This window comes from Paenibacillus catalpae (genome assembly GCF_900112695.1).
GTDB lineage: Bacteria > Bacillota > Bacilli > Paenibacillales > Paenibacillaceae > Pristimantibacillus > Pristimantibacillus catalpae.
On sequence record NZ_FOMT01000004.1, the window covers coordinates 485,485 to 504,709 of the forward strand.

13 protein-coding genes are annotated in these 19,225 nt (G+C 51.5%); 3 read left to right on the forward strand and 10 right to left on the reverse strand.

Going from position 1 to position 19,225, the window contains the following annotated elements; translation table 11 throughout:
- Nucleotides 1–55 precede the first annotated feature (55 nt).
- From BM200_RS19985 to BM200_RS20020, 7 genes are all read right to left on the reverse strand, one after another.
- Entirely contained in the window at nt 56–1,342 is a 1,287-nt protein-coding gene (locus tag BM200_RS19985) for a putative bifunctional diguanylate cyclase/phosphodiesterase (protein WP_091188406.1), read from the reverse strand.
- Between the two features lie 167 nt (nt 1,343–1,509).
- Complete coding sequence (locus BM200_RS19990; RefSeq protein WP_091188407.1) at nt 1,510–2,226, reverse strand: response regulator transcription factor; 717 nt, start codon at nt 2,224–2,226, stop codon at nt 1,510–1,512.
- A 103-nt stretch (nt 2,227–2,329) separates the two neighbouring features.
- Complete coding sequence (locus BM200_RS19995; protein WP_091188408.1) at nt 2,330–6,163, reverse strand: response regulator; 3,834 nt, start codon at nt 6,161–6,163, stop codon at nt 2,330–2,332.
- Nucleotides 6,164–7,094: 931 nt separating this feature from the next.
- A complete protein-coding gene (locus BM200_RS20005) occupies nt 7,095–7,610 on the reverse strand; it encodes a GrpB family protein (protein ID WP_091188410.1) in 516 nt (171 codons plus the stop codon).
- Nucleotides 7,611–7,824: 214 nt separating this feature from the next.
- Nucleotides 7,825–8,814 (reverse strand): L-glyceraldehyde 3-phosphate reductase, encoded by a 990-nt coding sequence (gene mgrA / locus BM200_RS20010; protein WP_091188411.1) that lies wholly within the window; start codon nt 8,812–8,814, stop codon nt 7,825–7,827.
- A gap of 128 nt (nt 8,815–8,942) precedes the next feature.
- On the reverse strand, nt 8,943–10,352 hold the full coding sequence (locus BM200_RS20015; RefSeq protein WP_091188412.1) for an HD-GYP domain-containing protein: 1,410 nt from the start codon (nt 10,350–10,352) through the stop codon (nt 8,943–8,945).
- Nucleotides 10,353–10,378: 26 nt separating this feature from the next.
- On the reverse strand, nt 10,379–12,430 hold the full coding sequence (locus BM200_RS20020; RefSeq protein ID WP_091188413.1) for a bifunctional diguanylate cyclase/phosphodiesterase: 2,052 nt from the start codon (nt 12,428–12,430) through the stop codon (nt 10,379–10,381).
- Between the two features lie 202 nt (nt 12,431–12,632).
- Here BM200_RS20020 and BM200_RS20025 point away from each other — a divergent pair, with 202 nt between their 5' ends.
- The 3 genes from BM200_RS20025 (at nt 12,633) to BM200_RS20035 (ending at nt 15,619) form a co-directional block, all read left to right on the forward strand.
- Nucleotides 12,633–13,790 carry a peptidylprolyl isomerase gene (locus tag BM200_RS20025; protein ID WP_091188414.1) on the forward strand — a complete coding sequence of 386 codons (1,158 nt, stop codon included), beginning with the start codon at nt 12,633–12,635 and terminating at the stop codon, nt 13,788–13,790.
- Nucleotides 13,791–13,875: 85 nt separating this feature from the next.
- Entirely contained in the window at nt 13,876–14,745 is an 870-nt protein-coding gene (locus BM200_RS20030; RefSeq protein ID WP_091188415.1) for an aldose epimerase family protein, read from the forward strand.
- A 157-nt stretch (nt 14,746–14,902) separates the two neighbouring features.
- Nucleotides 14,903–15,619, forward strand: a complete 717-nt coding sequence (locus tag BM200_RS20035; RefSeq protein WP_091188416.1) for a DUF7002 family protein — start codon at nt 14,903–14,905, stop codon at nt 15,617–15,619.
- Nucleotides 15,620–15,802: 183 nt separating this feature from the next.
- Here BM200_RS20035 and BM200_RS20040 read toward each other — a convergent pair whose 3' ends face one another.
- The 3 genes from BM200_RS20040 to BM200_RS20050 all read right to left on the reverse strand — a co-directional run bounded on the left by BM200_RS20040 (nt 15,803) and on the right by BM200_RS20050 (nt 19,102).
- Nucleotides 15,803–17,203: a SulP family inorganic anion transporter gene (locus BM200_RS20040; RefSeq protein WP_091188417.1), complete on the reverse strand. Its 1,401-nt coding sequence runs from the start codon at nt 17,201–17,203 to the stop codon at nt 15,803–15,805.
- Nucleotides 17,204–17,434: 231 nt separating this feature from the next.
- Entirely contained in the window at nt 17,435–18,121 is a 687-nt protein-coding gene (gene deoC / locus BM200_RS20045) for a deoxyribose-phosphate aldolase (protein ID WP_091188418.1), read from the reverse strand.
- 27 nt (nt 18,122–18,148) lie between these two features.
- Nucleotides 18,149–19,102, reverse strand: a complete 954-nt coding sequence (locus BM200_RS20050; RefSeq protein WP_091188419.1) for a DNA-binding transcriptional repressor DeoR — start codon at nt 19,100–19,102, stop codon at nt 18,149–18,151.
- Nucleotides 19,103–19,225: the final 123 nt, after the last annotated feature.

Consider the following 19,225-nt stretch of genomic DNA (forward strand, 5'->3'; position numbering starts at 1 on the left):
AGATCCGCTGTCATGCGAATCCTTCGGGGCTTTTAGATTTAATCCGGTTTATTATTTAGGCCGTTTGCGGCGACTTGCGGATAATCGACATGTCGAGCAGGTCCGGCTGCATCGGCGAGCCAAGCAGGAAGCCCTGCACAAAGTCGCAGTTCCATTCCTTCAGCAGCTCATACTGCTCCTCGTATTCGACGCCGCCTGCAATAACCATGATCTCCAGCTTATGCAGGAGCCCAATCATCGCCTCTACGATATGACGTTCTACGCTCTGCACGTCAATCTGGCGAATGAAGGATTTGCTGATCTTCACGCTGTTGATCGGCAGCTGCTTCAGGTTCGCAAGAGACGAATAGCCTTCTCCGAAGTTGTCGAGCGTAATTCTCACGCCTAAGGCACGGAGCTTGCTGAGTACGGCCAAAGTCTGATCCGTGAAATGAAGAATGACATCCTCCTTCACCTCAAGCTCAAGCGATGAAGGCTCAATCCCCGCCTCCTCCAGCACATGAGCGACCATGCTGCAGAAGGAACCGTCCATCAGCTGGACATGGGAGACATTAATCGAAATAACGAGCTCCTTCAGGCCATATTCCTGCATGCCTGCGAGCATCTTGCAGGCCTCACGCAGCACCCATTCGCCAATCGGTACAATAAGTCCATTTTGCTCTGCGATCGGGATGAATTCCCCCGGCCATATCGTTCCAAGCTCCGGGTGATTCCATCGGAGAAGCGCCTCAAAGCCGCGCAGGCGCCCGCTCTCGGTACGGAAAATCGGCTGATAGCTCAAGTGGAACTGACGCATATAAAGAGCCGGACGCAGAGCCGCTCCAACCTCCAGCCAGCGGTTCATCTGCTCCGTCTCTTCTTCACTATAAAACGTAATTCGGTTGCCGCCATGCTCCCGGGATTTGATAAGCGCTGTTTCGGCGTGGCCGAGCAGTCTCTCGCTTGTCCGTCCGTTCTGCGGGAACAGGCATGTCCCTATGCTGGCCGTGAGATTTAATTCTGCACCCTCATAGGAAACCGGATATTGCGCTGCATATTTCATCTCTTCTACCGCGCCTGCGCATTCCGCCTGCGAGTATCCGATCTCTCTTGCCATCAGAAAGGTATCGCCGCTAATTAAGGTGACAAAGGCCGTGCCTTCCCCCTGCCTTAACCGCCCCCCGATACTTTCAAGTACCTGGTTGCCTGCCTCTAAGCCCTTAGCCTCATTCACACCATAGAATCGATCGATCTGAATCAACGCCACAACGAGCCGCTGTCCTGAAGCCCGCACGTTGCTCAAAGCTACTTCCAGCTGAGCATATGCCTCCTGCCGTTCAGGTAAACTGGCTAACCCACGCACGATTGCTACACCATCCTTTTGTCATAACTGTTAATCCTATAGTCCCATATAAGTATTAGAAAAATTGCGGATTGTTCTTTAGAAGTATGTTAGGTATTTGCAGCTGTTGGAAATGGGAGTACAAAAAAGATCACCCTGCAGCGGAGGTGATCTTTCGGGCGATTACCTTAATCATTGTCCTGACTGTGGTCGGTCGTATATTTGTAACCAAAGCCCCATACCGTACGGATTAAACGGGGCTCTTTCGGGTTTTGTTCGATTTTTTTGCGCAGATTCACGATATGTACGTCAATAGCTCTATCCGTTACAAAAGAATCAAACCCTCTAATCGTATTAATCAGTTCTTCCCTGCTGAATACCTTGCCCGGGTGGGATAAGAAGAGTTTCATCATTTCAAATTCAGAAAAGGTCGTCTCAATCAGCTTGCCTCTTACAAGTAGCATTCGGCGCTCGGCATCGAGCTGGATTGGCGCAAAATCTATTTCTTCCGCTTCTTCGCCGCTCGCGATTTCAGCCGTACTGAAGTGTGAACGCCGGATTAAAGCTTCCACTCTCGCCGTCATCTCATGCATACTGAATGGCTTGCACATATAATCATCAGCTCCGGCCTTCAAAGCCTGAACGCGCTCAGAGACTTCGCTTTTCATCGACAAAATCATAATTGGCACATGCGATCGTTCACGAATAGAAGCGCAAACCTCCATGCCATCCCTATCTGGCAGCATCAGATCCAGCAAGACAACATCAGGCACAAAATCCTGAACGATCTGCAAGCCCTCTTCGCCAGTCCCCGCTTGCCTAACCGAATACCCTTCTTCTGACAAGTACATCGACAGCATATCCCTCATCATGACGTCATCTTCAATTACTAAAACTTTATACATTGGCGCCACCCCTATGGGAAAGAAGATTTCTGTCAAAAAATATAAATCTATCTCTAATATACAATAACGATGGAAGGGTTAACAATAAAATGTTAGAAGATTGTTAGGAGAAACTGTCGAAAAATGAAAACGGTTTACTTTGAAGACCGGCTATCACTCGATGGAGCTCTGCCTTCAGCTGTTCGGCAGCTGGCTTCCAATCGTCTTCCCCATCCTCTTTCTTCAAAATTTCATTCAGCCGCGCAGCCGCCTGCACCACATCATTCGCCGATAAGTGGCTTGCCGCCCCCATCAGCGTATGCACCATGCGTCTTGCGGTCACGATCTGACCGCTTGCCAGCTCTTCAATCAGCTTATCCGGGAAACCCTCGTAATCTTTCAGAAAATGAATCAGCATCTGACGAAGGATAGCTACTTTACCGCTTACTCTGGCAAGCGCGGTGTCGATTTGAATGCCGTCGAGTTCAGGCAGCGAATGGTCTGATTCGCTCCAGGAACCATGCTGCAGCATAGGGAACTTCTTGTTGTTCAGCAGATTGGTGATAACCATAGAGAGCTTATCGGGATCAAGCGGCTTGGTCACCACTCCGTTCATGCCAAGCTGCAGGTAATGCTCATGATCCGCGCGAAGAGAATTCGCCGTTACCGCAATAATCGGCAGCTGTTCATACCGGGAATCGGCACGAATAAGCGTTGTTGCTTCCATCCCGTCCATCTCCGGCATGTGAATATCCATCAGCACAAGATGCCAGCCCCCTTGCTCGAGCTTCTCCAGCACTTCCCGGCCGTTCTCGGCAACCCCAACCTCAAAGCCCCGCTCCTTCAGCAGCTCGATTGCAACCAATTGGTTAATATGATTATCTTCGGCAAGCAGAATGCGCACTTTATCCTGAGGTTCGGCGGATGCCGCCGCTTCCAGGGCGCCGCTCATCCATTCCTTCACCTGTACCGGCTTCTGATCCAACGTCCCGCTTAACGCGTGGAATAACGCAAGACGGGTAACCGGCTTGGTAAGAATCGCATAAGGACGGCCTGAATCCGGCATTTGCATCAGCTCATCCCGGCCGAAGGAAGTCGTAAGCGCCACTGTCTTCACACCAGCTGCCGACGCCAGCTTGTGGAATTCCAGCCATGTCTCTGCGCCATACATATCGGGCATTTCCATGTCCAGCATAATCAGCTTGGGCATAGCCCCTGCGCCCATCCGGCGCAGCTTCTCTCTTGCGCTAGACCAGGAAGAGAAGGCTACCGGGGTCAAGCGGAAGGACTCCGCGAGCTCGCACCAATGATGCCGCATCTCGTCGCTGTCCTCCACCACCCATACGCATTGATCCTCTAACTCCTTGCTGACAATCAGCCTGTCCTCCGCAACGGAAGACAGAATAGGAAACGTAAGGACAAAGCTGAAACGGCTGCCTAAGGAAGGCTCGCTGTCTACCTGCAGCTTGCCGCCCATCATCTTAACAAGCCCGTTGGCAATCACAAGCCCTAGGCCGGTGCCGCCATATTTGCGCGTTGTCGAGCCGTCCGCCTGCGTGAATGGAACAAACAGCTTATCAATTTGTTTCCTCGTCATGCCGATACCGGTGTCTTCCACTGTAAAACGAAGCTTTAACCCCTCCGCTTCATGCTCCAGCATCTCGAGAACCAGCTTCACATGACCGTGTTCGGTAAACTTGATGGCGTTCATGCAGAGATTAAGCAGAATCTGCTCAACGCGCATCTGATCGCCGAGAAGCGCAGAAGGCAGCTGCTCCGGCACATCCAGAATAAATTCGAACTGCTCCTTGCCGCCCATAAAGACGCTGAGCTGGTCCGTTAACCGGCCGAGCAAATCCTGCGGATGGAAGGCAATCCGTTCTACCTCGACCTTGCCTGCCTCGATTTTGGAGAAATCGAGCAAATCATTAATGATGCGAAGCAGCGTTTCCGACGAAGTGCCGAGCTTATCCATATAGTCCTTCTGCGAAGGCGACAGTCCGGTGCGCCGCATCAGCTGCGACAGGCCAATTATGCCGTTAAGAGGCGTACGGATTTCATGGCTGACCAAGGCAAGAAATCGGCTTTTGGCCGCATTCGCCTGCTCTGCCTCTTTGGTTGCACGGATCAGCTCTTCCTGGATATGCTTCTGCTCCGTAATATCCCGCGCAATACAGGAGAAATAGAGCTCTCCGGTATTCGTATACGAATGCGCCACGATTACAAGGGATACATTCACCTTGTCTCCGGATTGCGTCAGAAGCTCGGCCTCACCCTCCCAGTAGCCGCTTTGCTGGGCAATTCGGGAGCCTTTAATGAGATAGAGAGACATCGATGGCTCAACGTAGCTCTTGTAATCCTTCGGCTTATAGTTCAGCGGCAGTCCCAGCATTCTTTTGCCTGCTTTATTAATGTACACAACCTTCCCGTTGCGATCGAGAGAAGCGATTAAATCCTTGGCCGAGCCGATAATGTCGAGCAGAAGGTTGCGGGATTTCTCTACCCTTACATGCTCCGAGATGTCATACGCCATTCCGAGAATGCCGGTCAGACGGCCCTGCTGATCGCGCAAACCGTTCGAGAAGTGACGGACCGGAATCTTGGTCCCGTCTTTATGTACATAGGTCCACTGCCGCTCATAAGAGAAATCGACCTGACGAAGCATTCTGAATACTTCGAGGCCGGGCTCTACGTGGACGCCCAATTTCTCCGATAACACTTCCGCTTCACGCTCGATTTCTTCCGGATCCATGAACAGAAGTGGTGTCGCATGGCCCTTTAGTTCCTCCGTGGTATAGCCGATCAGCTTCTCTGCTGCCTGATTCATGTAATTAACCCGATAATTCTCATCGAGCAAAATAAAGGAGTATTCGTTCTGCTTAATAATCGCCTCAAGCCTGCCAAACATGTCCTTCAGATGCTCCATCATCCCGTTAACCGATTCGGCAAGCTTGCCAACTTCATCTCCCGGCTCCTGGGACAGATGCTCCACCTCAAATTGGCCGTCAGCCGCTTGCTTCGTAACGGTAAGAATTCCTTTAAGCCGATTAATGATGGTACCGAAGTATAACGAGAACAGAATGACAATAACGACCTCGGATAAAGCGATCGTTGCAAAGGTCCACCACAATACTTTGGACAAGCCTTTATTGAGGTTCGCTTCGGGGATCTCAAGAGCTGCATGCCATGGAGCTGCGCTGTCTACATCCATATAGAACAGGACATGATCCACATTCCCGCGCTTCATGTTCATCTGCCCGGTCGGCTCCAGCAGCTTGTCGAGCTTAAGACCCGGCTGCCCGTTAAGCAGACCTGAGCTGGGCTTAATACCGGCTGTTGCCGAATACGAGTGGAACAGAACAACCCCGCGCTCGTTATAGAGCCAGAATTCCGAATCGGGGTCTTTATCCACGAGGAAATAAGGCGACATCGTCGACATCGGCATGGAGGCATACACCACGCCGCTGATCTTGTTCGTCTGATCGTATACGGGGATCACAATGAGGGACTGCTTCAAATTATCAAAGGAAGGCAGGAACAGATCCGTAATGGCCGACTTGCCCTTGACCGCGTCCCGGTAGAAGGCTTGTCCGCTCATATTAACCGGCTCACCGTTCGTACGGATGGCCCGTCCGTTCAAATCAATATATCCTATCGCGTGATAGGTATAATCGGAGCGAGAAAGCTCCTGCCTGAAATAGTTCATTTTCTCTTCCTCGCTGCCGAATCGGACAACATCGGTGCGGCTCATGACCACTACCTCGGCGCGTCTGATCTGCACCCAGGAGGCGAGGTAGTTCGCGCTGACGCTCAGCCGGCTGGCCGTTCTCTCGGAAGCGGTATTTATCATCTCCTGCTTGATTGACAAGTAGTTGATCACTCCAGCGATGCCAAGCGGTATGAAGGTAATTAATACGATAATTAACAGGCCTTTTGTCCGCAATGATAGATTGTTCAAGCGAGCGGTCCCCTTCCGAGTAAATCTACATGTATTATATCGTCACGAGGGGGGAGAATCGATAGACGACTTGGTATGCGCGGAATGTATCTCCTTCGGCTGCTGTTGCGAGCGTGAAACTTTGAATCAACTCGCATTAGCGAGATTTCACGCTCACAAAGGCAGGCGCTGCGCTCCTTCAGGAGATACATTCCCCTCCAATCGTCCTCGATTCTTCTGGGGGAGGCAGAAATAAACCGCCTCCGTTCCTTGGCGGTTGCTGAGGCAACAGCATGGCGCTATCAGCCTTGCTGTTGCCTGCACCGAACACCTCTTAGCCCCGCCAATGCGGGTCTAAGAGGCAGTTCGAGATAACAGTGTCGGACTGACATCAGCCCTCCATCACGAACGATGTCGCCTGAATATTTAACACTACTGTACGCATCTCATAAACTCACTCTACACCCGCCCTTTGTGGCGAGCGATGCTAGTATAATACTGGTTAATCTCTATCGTTATCTCTGCACCAGACCAGCCCCTCGCAGTTTGCTCTCCAGTACGCTTCATGTCCGTCACTCCGCACCAACCTGCCCAGCTTAGGCACAATGTTGCTTTCACTTGTTTGTTCTCAGTATGCTTCATGCCCATCCACTCGCACCAACCTGCGCATCGCAAACCTTTATTGGCTCACACTGGTTACTCAATTTGTGGCAACATGAGCCGCCCCCCCCACCAGACACGCCGGTACGTTGTAGTAAATGCAGGATATTCGAGCATATGGAGCATGTTGGAGGCAATATCCTGTACGGAGTGCAGGATATTCTTCTATATTGGGGCCAGTTGAGAGGTTGGAGGTCAAATATACTGCAGAATGTACAACATATTTTCCGAGAAGAGGCATTTGGGGGCAAATATGTTGTAGAAAGTGCAATGTAAACATTGAAAAGGCAGGTTATTGATTTTTTTGCTTATACCAGGTGAGGGCGAGTTGTTCCATTTCGCTTACGAATGCTTTTTTGGCGGGGCTGTATTCGCTGGTTCGGTCATAACGCTGGGCTAGCTCTTCTTTAAAACGGCTGTATCTGGCGGCTTCCTCCGGATGCAGGCGCAGATAGTCTCGGAAGATGAGATGCCGCTGAATTTGAGGGTTATCAGACTGGTAGAAATGAATATGGTGGGTACGCTCTTCTCCGCCTTTACGGAACAGCCTTCTGCCGGGGATGCCCCAGTCACCTGCCACATCGTATCCGAGAGCGGCCATCGTATCGTTATATCGATCAACCTTGTTAATGTCATCTACGATCCCCATCATATCGATGACAGGCTTTGCTTTCATTCCCGGAACCGCCGTGCTTCCGAAATGCTCAAATCGCATTTCCACTCCCTGAAATACAGATTGCAGGTATTCCGCTTCATCCCTAAACATCCGAATCCATTCTTCCTGATAACCAGACAACCGTACCTCCACCCTTGCCCCTCCTCTAAAAAAGGCTGCCGTATTAAATCGGCAGCCTTTCTTTGTTTTAAAAATAATATCGTTGAGAGCCAAAGGAATTGTATCTCGTGTAGGAGCGCAGCGTTTGCCTTTGTCTGCACATGGTTACCTTGAAACTTTCGTTCAGGCCATGTGCAGACAACAGCAACCGGAAGGAGATACATTCCTCAGGCGACACGACGATATTTTACGCCAGGATACTCTCGATCGCCTTCAGCTCATCCTCGGAGAAATCGAGGCGGCTGAGAGCAGCAACGTTATCGTCGATTTGCTCGACGCGGCTTGCGCCGATCAGGGCGGAGGTTACGCGGCCGCCGCGAAGTACCCAGGCAAGGGCCATTTGTGCCAGCGATTGGCCGCGGCTTTGAGCAATCTCATTCAGCGCGCGAACTTTAGCCAGCTTCTCGTCAGTAATGCTGTTCGAGTTCAAGAAGACGCTTGGTCCGCCTGCGCGGGAATCGGTAGGAATGCCGTCCAGGTAACGGTTCGTCAGGAGGCCGCCGGCAAGCGGCGAGAACACGATAGAACCGATGCCTTCCTGGTCGAGCACATCTTGCAGGCCATTCTCGATCCAGCGGTTGAACATCGAATACGATGGCTGATGGATCAGACATGGCGTGCCCAGCTCTTTCAAGATCGCAGAAGCTTGAGCGGTCTGCTCCGCAGTGTAGTTGGACAGGCCAACATACAGAGCTTTGCCCGAACGTACGATATGGTCAAGTGCGGCCATCGTTTCTTCAAGCGGTGTTTCCGGATCCGGACGGTGATGGTAGAAAATATCTACATACTCAAGGTCCATCCGTTTCAAGCTTTGGTCAAGGCTCGAGATCAAATATTTGCGGGAGCCCCAATCGCCGTAAGGACCTTCCCACATGTAGTAGCCTGCTTTGGTGGAAATAATCATTTGGTCGCGGTATGCGGCCATGTCCTGCTTCAATACTCGACCGAAAGTCTCCTCTGCGGAGCCCGCCGGAGGACCGTAGTTATTCGCCAGGTCGAAATGGGTAATGCCCAGATCGAAGGCGCGGTGAATCATGGCGCGTCCGTTCTCCAAACGGTCGCTGCCGCCAAAGTTATGCCATAAGCCAAGCGATACAGCCGGCAGCTTGAGGCCGCTCTTGCCTACGCGGAAGTATTTCATGTCTTCATAACGAGATTTCTCTGCAATGTATGTCATTTCTGTCATTCCTTCCTTTCTATAAAGAACTATCCATATGTAACTCCTTTATCATACACCCGCCGCCTATGGAAATAAACCCGGGCTATTCGCCCATGCCGATCTTTACAATATAACCACAAAACCAATCAGCCTGCCGAAGCCTTAAAAGCCCAGCCCTTCTCACCCGCTATCCGTACCAGAGCATCTACACACAACGGGTCAAAATGCTTCCCGCGCTCCTTACAGATGATGCTTATCGCTTCCTCATGCGACAGCGCAGCCCGGTAGGACCGGGATGAGGTCAGCGCATCATACACGTCCGCAACAGCCGTTACCCGCGCAAGCAGCGGAATATTGTCCCCGCTAAGCGCATCCGGATAGCCGCTTCCGTCCCAGCGCTCATGATGCGAGCGGATAACAGCCAGCTCCTCCTGCATAAAGCCAAGCCTGCGGCACAAGTTAAATCCGGTAACCGGGTGCTTCTCGATGACCTCCCGCTCTTCCGGAGTCAGCTTGCCCGGCTTGTTCAGAATATGATCGGGAACGATGAGCTTGCCGATATCATGCACAATGCCGCCCTGCGCTATAGCCCGAAGCTGATCCCGCTTCAACCCAAGCTCCTCCCCAAGCTGAATCGCATAAAGCGCCACGCGGTAATTATGTCCCGCCGTATAAGCATCCCGGGTTTCCGTCGTCCGAATGAGCTCCTGTACTGCCGGGGACATATACCCGTGAATCCATTCCTTCGGATCATTCTGGAACAGCTGCTTAAGCGACATGGTATAAGAGCCGGAGCTCCGGTACTGATAATAAATGCCGACGACCATCGCAATAACGGAGGCAAGCAGCAGCAAGTGATAGATCCACCAGCTGACCATCCACATTTTCCCCGTGACGTTAATGAATTGAGCCCCAATCATCCAGCCTGAGCTGTACACGATGGCAAGCTGCAGAGGAAACCGGGTGGACAGATAAGTCTCCAAATACCGATACATCGTCCAGCCATTTAAACCAATGATAAGCACGGTAGCTGCCCACTTGATAGGCTCCTGCTTCATTTGAAGCCATGACATCTGGTCGGAAAACAGCCACAGCAGCGCACAAATGACCGCAATCGACGCGGTCCAGATCGGCAGCAGCCAGCGCTGATGCGCCGAAAGCCATCCAATGATGCGGCGGTCCGAAGACATAGACGACAGCCATAGCCACATAACCGCCAGCAATATACTCATTTGAGCGGCATTGCTTGGCAAAGCTGTTGCATGATCGGCATGTCTTGGCGTGGATAAACCGTGGACTAGGAAAAGGGCTGCCAACGATACAAAGGACAAGGACAAAAAGCTGATTTTCAAATTTCGAAGCCGAATCGCCGCAACCCCAACTGCTACAGCAAGCGCAAAGGCCGCGCCGGACACAATGCTGACGACGTAAAAATGACCGCCCGGTGAATGAAGATGATAATCCCAAGCCGGATTCGTATGAAGCACGATAAAAAGGATGAGTGGGACCGCCAATGACAACAGAAGATACAGATAGATTTTCGCCTGATTACTCAAAATCCGACGCCCTCCTTGGCTAACGATTATCCGATCAAGCTCTGCGACGTATGTCTTCCATTAACGAACATCGACTGCTGCAACCAAAGATCAAGATCAGCACGTGATATCGGCTTGCTGAAGTAATAGCCTTGCATCATACTGCAGCCGGCGGATTGCAGAAATGCCATTTGCTGCTCCGTTTCGACTCCTTCGGCGATGACTTCCAGATTAAGCTGCTTCGCCAGCATAATAATCGTATGGATGATCGCGCGCTTGGATGGCGAATCGCTTTGCTGCATGTATAACTTGTCTATTTTTAACGTTTGGAAAGGAATCAGATCAATGGAGCCTAGCGCCGAATAGCCTGCGCCAAAGTCATCCATCGAGATCTGCACGCCTATCTCCCGGATGGACTTCAGCTGCTCGACCACATCCTCGACGTTGTGCATGACAATCGTCTCTGTAATCTCCAGCTCCAGCAGCGTGGCATCAAGCCCGGAATGCAGCAGAGCCGAGACGACCATATCCTCAAGATTTTTGCTGTCGAACACGCAGACGGACATATTAACCGATACGCTAAGCGGCTCGGTTCTGTCTTCATTCCATTCGAAGCAGTCCCGGCAAGCTTGTCCAAGCACCCAGCGCGTGATCGGAACAATCAGCCCTGTCTCTTCCGCAATCGGAATAAACTCCTCGGGCGAAATCCGGCCCAGAATAGGATGATTCCAGCGCAATAGCGCTTCTACCCCGATAGCACGGTTAACGGCTGCATCCCACTTCGGCTGGTAGTGAACGACAAATTGATCCCTGGCGAGCGCGATCCGCAGATCCTTTTCCAGCTCCATCCGGCGCAGAAGCTCCCGCTCCAGATGCTCGTTGTAAAGGCAGTATTGGTTCTTGCCCCTGCGCTTTGCCTGATACATCGCCGTATCCGCCGCAATCAGGAGCGAGGATCGCTCATTGCCATGCTCAGGGGACAAGCTGATCCCGATACTGCCCGTTATGTAAAGCTCATTGCCTTCGAGCAAATACGGCTTGCGGATATCCTCCAAAATATGAGTGGCAAGCTGCTCTACCTGAGCCGGCTCCATTCCCTTCGTCATCAGCAGGAACTCATCCCCGCCAAGGCGGAAGGTCTGCGCCCCCTCGTTCTCATGAGAACGAAGCCGCTTGGCTACAGCTTGTACAAGCAAATCGCCAACATCATGACCAAGCGTGTCATTAATAATCTTGAATTGATCGAGATCGAGGAAGAGCAAGCCGTACGTACGTGCATTCTCAAGCTTATGGTCGAAAAACCGGTTCATCGCATGGCGGTTCGCAAGTCCGGTCAATGGATCGCTGAAGGCCATACGTTCCAGCACCGTGCGGTCCAGATAGATGGCGATCCAGGTGACGAGCATAATAAGAAGCGTAACTAATGTAACACTTATTAGAAGGAACAGATTGATCGGGATGTCCTCCGTTAACAAGGTGACAGCCTCCTCGCCGCACCAGAAGGATGCCGCCCCCATTCCCGTATAATGCATTCCGCAGACCGCCAGCCCCATAAGCGCGGCCGCAGCCCATTTGGACCATACCGCCTTGCTGCCATCCCGGAAATTAATAAAGAAGTATAGCGCTGCACAAGAAGTCAGGACAGCAATGGCAGCGGATAATATGACTATAATTGGGTTATATTGTATAGACATTGTCGGAGAATGCATCGATGCCATGCCGGTATAATGCATAGCAACAATTCCCGCCCCCATAACGAAGCCGCCTCCGAGGAGCTTAAGGCGGTTAATTTCTTTTGCCATCGTTAAATAAAAGGCGATATAAGAAGCGCCTATGCTGGCGGTAATAGATAACAGAGTAACGGGTACGTCATAGGCGATGGGAATACCAATATGAAACGCCATCATCCCGATAAAATGCATGGTCCAGACCCCGCTGCCCATTACGAAAGCGCCAGCGAGCATCCAGCCGAGCTGGACTTTACCCTTGGACTGCGAGATTTTGTACACCAGATTCAAAGCGGAGTACGAAACGAATAAAGCGATAATGAATGAGAGAAGAATAACCCAGCCGTTATATTCTCCATGTAATGTGACCAAACGTCCCCCACCTTCCGTCACTAGTTCTCGGGACATGCCTGCTGTGACTAAAGCCTAATATTGTATACATATACCATTATACGAAAAGCGACTGAATGCAACATATTTTTATTTTGAATTAAGGTTTTTTCCCGGTTGTTTTGTTATAGTAGGTGAAGATTGTAAAAATAGTGCCTTTTTGTTGAAGGGAGTTTTATTGACAATGGAAAACAAAGACTCGCAGCACAAAAGAGAAGACGAAGAACGGGATAATGCTGCGGAGCAGGAAACACAATACGTCTATGAAGATGACACCAAAGACGATCAAGCAGTAGATGCAGTTAATGAAGAAGAGGTTATTGACGAGGACGATAAAGAGCAGAAGCAGGCTCCAACTTCCGAGACTCCCGCGCAAGGAGCTGGCGGCCGCAGCGGCGGCAAAGCATGGATCGCGGTATCGGCGATTCTGGCCATCGTGCTTATTATCGTACTGATCAAGCCGCCGTTTGGCGGCGGCACCGAAGCTGTTGCAACAGTTAACGGCGTTAAAATTACAAAGGACAAGCTGTACGATTCCCTGGTGGATCAAGGCGGCAAGTCTACGCTGGACAACATGATTACGCAAGAGCTGATCGACCAAGCTGCTGAAGACGCAAAAGTAACGGTTACTGAAGCAGATGTTGATAAAGAAATCGAGAACCTGAAGAAATCGTTTGGTTCTGAAGATGAATTCAACCAAACGCTTGCACAATACGGCATGACGGTTGAAAGCCTGCGTCAAGATGCGGAAGTTCAAGTGAAAATCCGCAAGATTCTTGAGCCGCAAGTTACTGTAACTGACGACGACATCAAAAAGTTCTACGATGAGAACAAAGCGTCCATGTCGACGCCGGAGCAAATCCGCGCTTCGCATATCCTCGTTGCTACTAAAGAAGAAGCGGAAGCTATTCTGAAAGATCTGAAAGGCGGCGCAGATTTCGCAACCTTGGCGAAAGAGAAGTCCACGGATACTGGCACGAAAGATAAAGGCGGCGACCTCGACTTCTTCGCTAAAGGCACGATGGAGCCGGCATTCGAAGAAGCAGCATTCGCACTGAAAAAGGGCGAGCTGAGCGACATTGTACAAACAAGCTACGGCTACCATATCATCAAGAAAACCGATGAGAAAGCAGCTGTAACCCCAACGCTTGAAGAGAAAAAAGAAGACATCAAGTATCAGCTGGTTACGCAAAAAGTAAGCGAGATGTCCTCCACTTGGATGGCAGACCTGAAAGCAAAAGCGAAAATCACGAACAAACTTGATTCTGCGACAGCAGAAGAATCGGCTTCCCCGGAAGCAAGCCCTGAAGCAAGCGCAGCGGCTGGCAACGAAGCGAAATAATACAGGAAGGCTGTCCCTTGGTGGACAGCTTTTTGTTTTATTTATGGTATTATGGGATTAGAAAACAGATACATAGGAGGGCCATATGAGCCAGTTTCAAGTAACCAGCTATACCGATACGTATAAGATTTATGAACTAGTCGAGGAAAGCACATCTTCCCGTATTCTCGTCTGTCCGGAGCGCGGCGGAATCGTCATTGGCTGCCAGCTGCACGGACTGGAACTCTTCTACCTCGACAAAGCAACGTTCGAGCATCCCACTGCGAATATCCGCGGAGGCAATCCGATCCTGTTCCCGATCTGCGGACAGCTCGAGAATAAGACCTACACATGGGACGGCAAATCGTATGAGATGGCTAACCACGGCGTCGCTCGTACATCCGCTTGGGAAGTCGTTGGCACCAACACAGACGGTGAAGCGTCGATTACGATTATGCTGCGGAGCAATGAAGAAACAAAGGAAAGCTTCCCGTTTGATTTCGAGCTGACCTTCACATACGCATTGGCAAACGGAGAACTGCATATCCGCCAGCAATACCGCAACTTGACAGAAGCTGCATCGATGCCGTTCTACGCCGGCTTCCATCCGTACTTCAACGCCGATGCGAAGAAGCTTGCGTATGAGACAGACGCTACCCGTTACCTTGATTATAACGATATGGTCGAAAAGCCTTTCACCGGCGAACTCGATCTGGACGGCATGGTCGAGTCGGTTACGCTGCTCGGCTCCGTGAAGCCTGAAATTACGTTCCCGGTCAGCGGCGGTGCCCGTGTTCGCATGACCTATAATGATATTTTCAAATACCTCCAGCTCTGGTCCGTACAGGACAAGCCATTCGTCTGCGTTGAGCCTTGGATGGCGATGACCGGCGAGCTGAACCGCCAGGAAGAGCTCGTTATGCTCGAAGCCGGCGGCACGCTTAACGCGAACCTGACCATTGGCTGCGAACGATAAATTGTTGCATTGAAGAAGCCCTCCCTGCATGAGGGCTTCTTTTGATTGCTCTTCACCACCATCAGACGCCAGGGGGGTTCTCCTCGTGAGTGGTATAGGCTAGCGCAGGAATGATTCATACTACCTGCGACAGGTACGCATGAAAAAGGTGGCTCCCATGAAGGATATTGAACATAATATCGCCCTAATCACGAAATCTGCAGGCAGAAAGTCTGCCTTTCACTTTACAAGAGCGAGAAACTTGCAGGCAATCGCTCATTTGGATTCCTTGTGGTCCAGCCATCATTTGCTGCCGGAAGCAACGGGGGAACGCCGAACCTCGACGGAAGAAGTAACGTATGAAGGAACATCCATTACGGTTAATTCACATCTTCGCATTCCCGAGGCTATGATGGAGGCGAACTGTACCGTTGAAGAGTTCAGGACCTTTATCGACAAGCATGTCTTCTTCTGGCCAACTCGCCGGGACTGTCTCAAGATGCTGACTACTTACATGAAGAGAGAGCCTTCCGAGCGGTTTGCCGTCATTGAGCTTGAAGCGAGCGAACTGCTCCGTGAGCACGAAACGTCTGTCCGATTCTCCAAGTATGATTCCGGCAGCTCACCACGTTTTCCAAACACCTGTATGTACAGAAAAAGCCCCGATATGTTTGTCTCTCTTGCTGATTTTGGCCGCAAAACGAATCATGCGGTACCCGTTAAACCGTCGGAGATCAAGGAGATTCTGATTGAAGACCAGGTACGCTCCGTCACGCAGCTTATTAAGTCTGTTTATGTTCAGCATCCGGAGGACGTGCCAGCAAGATGGCTAAATGAATTTCAACCACTCGACGCCTTACTTGCTCTTGCCGAAGGCAAGCCTCCTGCGGATTAGGGAGAAGTTACATCCTATCGTACCACCTGCGGTCCTTACGTCGGATGCTCTCCACTCTTATGCGCTTAGTTTCATGCCCAACATGGTGGGAATAGCGGAGATGCGTTTTCGGGGCTGAAAGCACGCGGCTTACACATACAAAAAAAGGCCGTCCCAAAGGGCGGCCTTTCTACATAAAAATCCTTACACGCCAACGACAGTGACTTGCTTGCCGTTCTTTTGCAGGCGGTCAACCGTCTTGCGGACGGCAAGGTTCGCGGTGTGATCCCATACCTTCGTACCGGTAAGGTCAATGTGGACCTTCTCCGCTTCGCAGTCATGCTCGATCCGCTCCTCCAGCTCGGAAGCGGAAGCGAAGAACAGCTGTCCTTGCACGCGGTACGTCCGCGTTGAACCGCTCCATTCGCTGTGAATTTGCACCTTGGATGCATGAACGGCGAACCAGATCATGCTGACGAGCACGCCCGCAAGCACCCCTATCGCAAGGTCATGCGTCAACAGGACGGCGCCAACCGTCACCAGCATAACCACGGTCTCGCCAAGCGGCAGACGGTTCAAGCGGAATACGGAATTCCAGTCGAAGATCGCGATGCAGACCATCAGCATAATGCCCACCAGCGCGGCCATCGGCACAAGCGACAGCAAGTCGCCAAGCAGCACGACGAGCAGAAGCAGGAACAACGCGGCAACCAGTGTGGACAAGCGGTTTTTTCCGCCCATCTTCACATTCAGGACTGACTCCGCTACAAGCGCGCAGCCAGCCATCCCGCCAAAAAATCCGGCCACGATATTGGCGATGCCCTGCCCTTTCATCTCCCGGTTCTTATCCGTTCTCTCTCCGGTCATCTCATCAAGCAGGTTATGCGTCAGCATCGTCTCCGTGTATCCAACTATCGCAAGCGACAGGGAGTACGGAAGAATAATCCAGAGCGTATCCAAGCTGAACGGAATATCCGGCAGCAGGAACGACGGCAGCGAAGCATCAATCTCGGCGATATCGCCGATTCTTGTTACATCGCCCATGCCAAACGCCCATACGGCGAGCGTCAGCACGACAACCGCGATAAGCGGCGACGGAATTGCCTTGAAGAAGCGCGGCACCAGATAGATAATGCCAAGTGTTACGGCAACAAGCACGTACATGACCCATGACTCGCCTTTGAAATACCGCAGCTGCGACAGAAAAATCATAATCGCCAGCGCATTGATGAAGCCGGTAAGTACGCCTGACGGGACGAAGCGCATCAGCTTGCCGAGCTTAAATACCCCCATCAGGAACTGAATCACCCCGGTCAGCACCGTTGCTGCAAACAAATATTCGATGCCATGCTCTTTCACGAGCGTCAGCATCAGCACGGCCATGGAGCCCGCCGCAGCCGAGATCATGCCCGGTCTGCCGCCCAGGAACGTGATAACGATCAAAATACAAATCGAAGCATAAATGCCTACGACCGGCGGAACACCAGCCATAAACGAGAAGGCAAGCGAATCCGGTACAAGCGCCAGCGTTGCCGTAATGCCAGCCAGTACGTTCACTCTTACGTTACTCGTCCACTGCTCCCGCCAGGAAGTGATACTACTCATAATCCACCTCAATTAATCTATGATAACGTCCGACCGGGTTCTCCCGATCCGGCACCTCATCCTCGAAACGCGAAACGACACAACACCTAACTAATCATCGTACTGCCGAAAATAAAAAAACCAGCTCCACCGAGCCGGTCGTTCGACTTCTTTTATGATACCCCCCCCTCCGCAAAGGGTCAATCCCAAATGAAGGGACGACCGAATCCGGCCGCCCCTTCCAATCTTCGATTAGTACCCTTCGCCTTTACCGCCAGTCACGATTGCCACACTGGAGCTCGCGCCGATGCGGGTCGCGCCGGCTTCGAGCATTTTGACCGCTGTCTCCAGATCACGAACGCCTCCGGAAGCTTTTACGCCCATATCCGGTCCAACCGTACGGCGCATTAACGCGATATCTTCAACTGTAGCTCCGCCTTTGCCAAAACCCGTCGACGTCTTCACGAAGTCCGCTCCCGCTTCCTTGCAAATCTCGCAGGCACGAACCTTTTCTTCATCCGTCAGCAGGCCTGTCTCCAGGATAACCTTCACAACCGCTTTGCCTTTGCACGCTTCAACAACGCCTTCAACGTCACGCTTTACGCCTTCGAAGTCGCCCGACTTGATCAGGCCCACGTTGATGACCATATCGACTTCCGTTGCCCCATTCGCAATCGCGTCCTTCGCTTCAGCTGCCTTCGTAAAGGTTGTTGTTGCGCCAAGCGGGAAGCCCGCTACTGTCGTAATGCCAACGCCGGAGCCTGCAAGCTCCTTCGCAGCAAGCGCGACATAACCCGGATTCACGCATACCGTTGCAAAATGGTACTGCTTTGCTTCCTCGCACAGTTTGATAATCTCTTCTCTAGTGGCTTCCGCCTTCAGTACAGTATGGTCAATTGCAGCGGCAATCTCTGCCGACGACAAGTTATTATTGCTCATAATCCAATCCTCCAATAGTTATCTACTCTACTCTGCTTTGAAATCCAGCAGATGCTGCGCGGTAATCTGGTCCGTAATTAACGTATTCGTATACTGGCCGTTTAATGCGCCGTATATCGCTTCGATCTTGCTTGGGCCTCCGGCGACAAGAACAGACCATTCTTTCTTTTTCAGCTCGCCCAAGTCAATGCCGATCGTCCGCAGATCCAGCTCCTCGCTGCACAGCTGCCCGTTAATATCGATAATCCGGGAACAAATATCTCCAACTCCACGCGATAAAATTATTCCCAAATCCTCGTCGGAGAAATAATTTGCGCGGATCAGAACCGAATCCTCCGTCGGCGCTCCTACCGTCACGACCGCGATATTGGCCTGCTTGCCCATATCGAGGATTTTGCGGATATGCCTGTCCGCTTCAATCGCGTGCTTCACTACCGCATGGTCAACAATCGCCGGCAGCGGAATCAGGTATGGCGACGTCTGATAAGCCTTCGCGAACAGCTGTGCAATCTCGTACGCATACGTGTTCGTCTCGGAATGGCTCACCCCGCCGTTCAACTGCACAACCTTAACCTTCTTCGCGTGTTTGTTCGGCAGACGAGTCGCTACTTCATACAAGGTTGTTCCCCAAGTGACGGCAATCGTATCGCCATCCTGCACCGTATCATGAAGAAAATTAGCTGCCGCCTCTCCGATGACCTTCTTGCACATGGCGTCCTCGTATTTCGGCACGGAAGCTACAATCGCTTCCTTCAAGCCAAACCGTTCCTTGAGCATGCGGGCGCGTTCCTGGTTATCGGAGGCAGGGTCCATAATGCGTATCTGCACGATGCCGTCTTCCTTCGCCTGCTGCAGAAAACGCGATACCGTCGGGCGCGATACGCCCAGCTTTTTCGCTATCTCCTGTTGATTATAGTCGAGCTCGTAATACATACGGGCTGCTTCGATCATTTTCAACCTTTTATCGCTTAGCTCCTCCATCCGTCTTCCCCTCTCGCAGAGCTGTCATAGTATGAGAATATGTTCAATTTAATGTGACAATATTTCACGACTATTATACGTGCCCCCACCTGCAAGGGCAATAAGCTAATCGGCCTTGCGCGG

Excerpts from the sequence above, each read along its gene's own strand:
- BM200_RS19990 (WP_091188407.1), bottom strand. The coding sequence starts at position 2,226 with ATGTATAAAGTTTTAGTAATTGAAGATGACGTCATGATGAGGGATATG.
- mgrA (WP_091188411.1), bottom strand. The coding sequence starts at position 8,814 with ATGACATACATTGCAGAGAAATCTCGTTATGAAGACATGAAATACTTC.
- BM200_RS20025 (WP_091188414.1), top strand. The coding sequence starts at position 12,633 with ATGGAAAACAAAGACTCGCAGCACAAAAGAGAAGACGAAGAACGGGAT.
- BM200_RS20030 (WP_091188415.1), top strand. The coding sequence starts at position 13,876 with ATGAGCCAGTTTCAAGTAACCAGCTATACCGATACGTATAAGATTTAT.
- BM200_RS20035 (WP_091188416.1), top strand. The coding sequence starts at position 14,903 with ATGAAGGATATTGAACATAATATCGCCCTAATCACGAAATCTGCAGGC.
- BM200_RS20040 (WP_091188417.1), bottom strand. The coding sequence starts at position 17,203 with ATGAGTAGTATCACTTCCTGGCGGGAGCAGTGGACGAGTAACGTAAGA.
- deoC (WP_091188418.1), bottom strand. The coding sequence starts at position 18,121 with ATGAGCAATAATAACTTGTCGTCGGCAGAGATTGCCGCTGCAATTGAC.
- BM200_RS20050 (WP_091188419.1), bottom strand. The coding sequence starts at position 19,102 with ATGGAGGAGCTAAGCGATAAAAGGTTGAAAATGATCGAAGCAGCCCGT.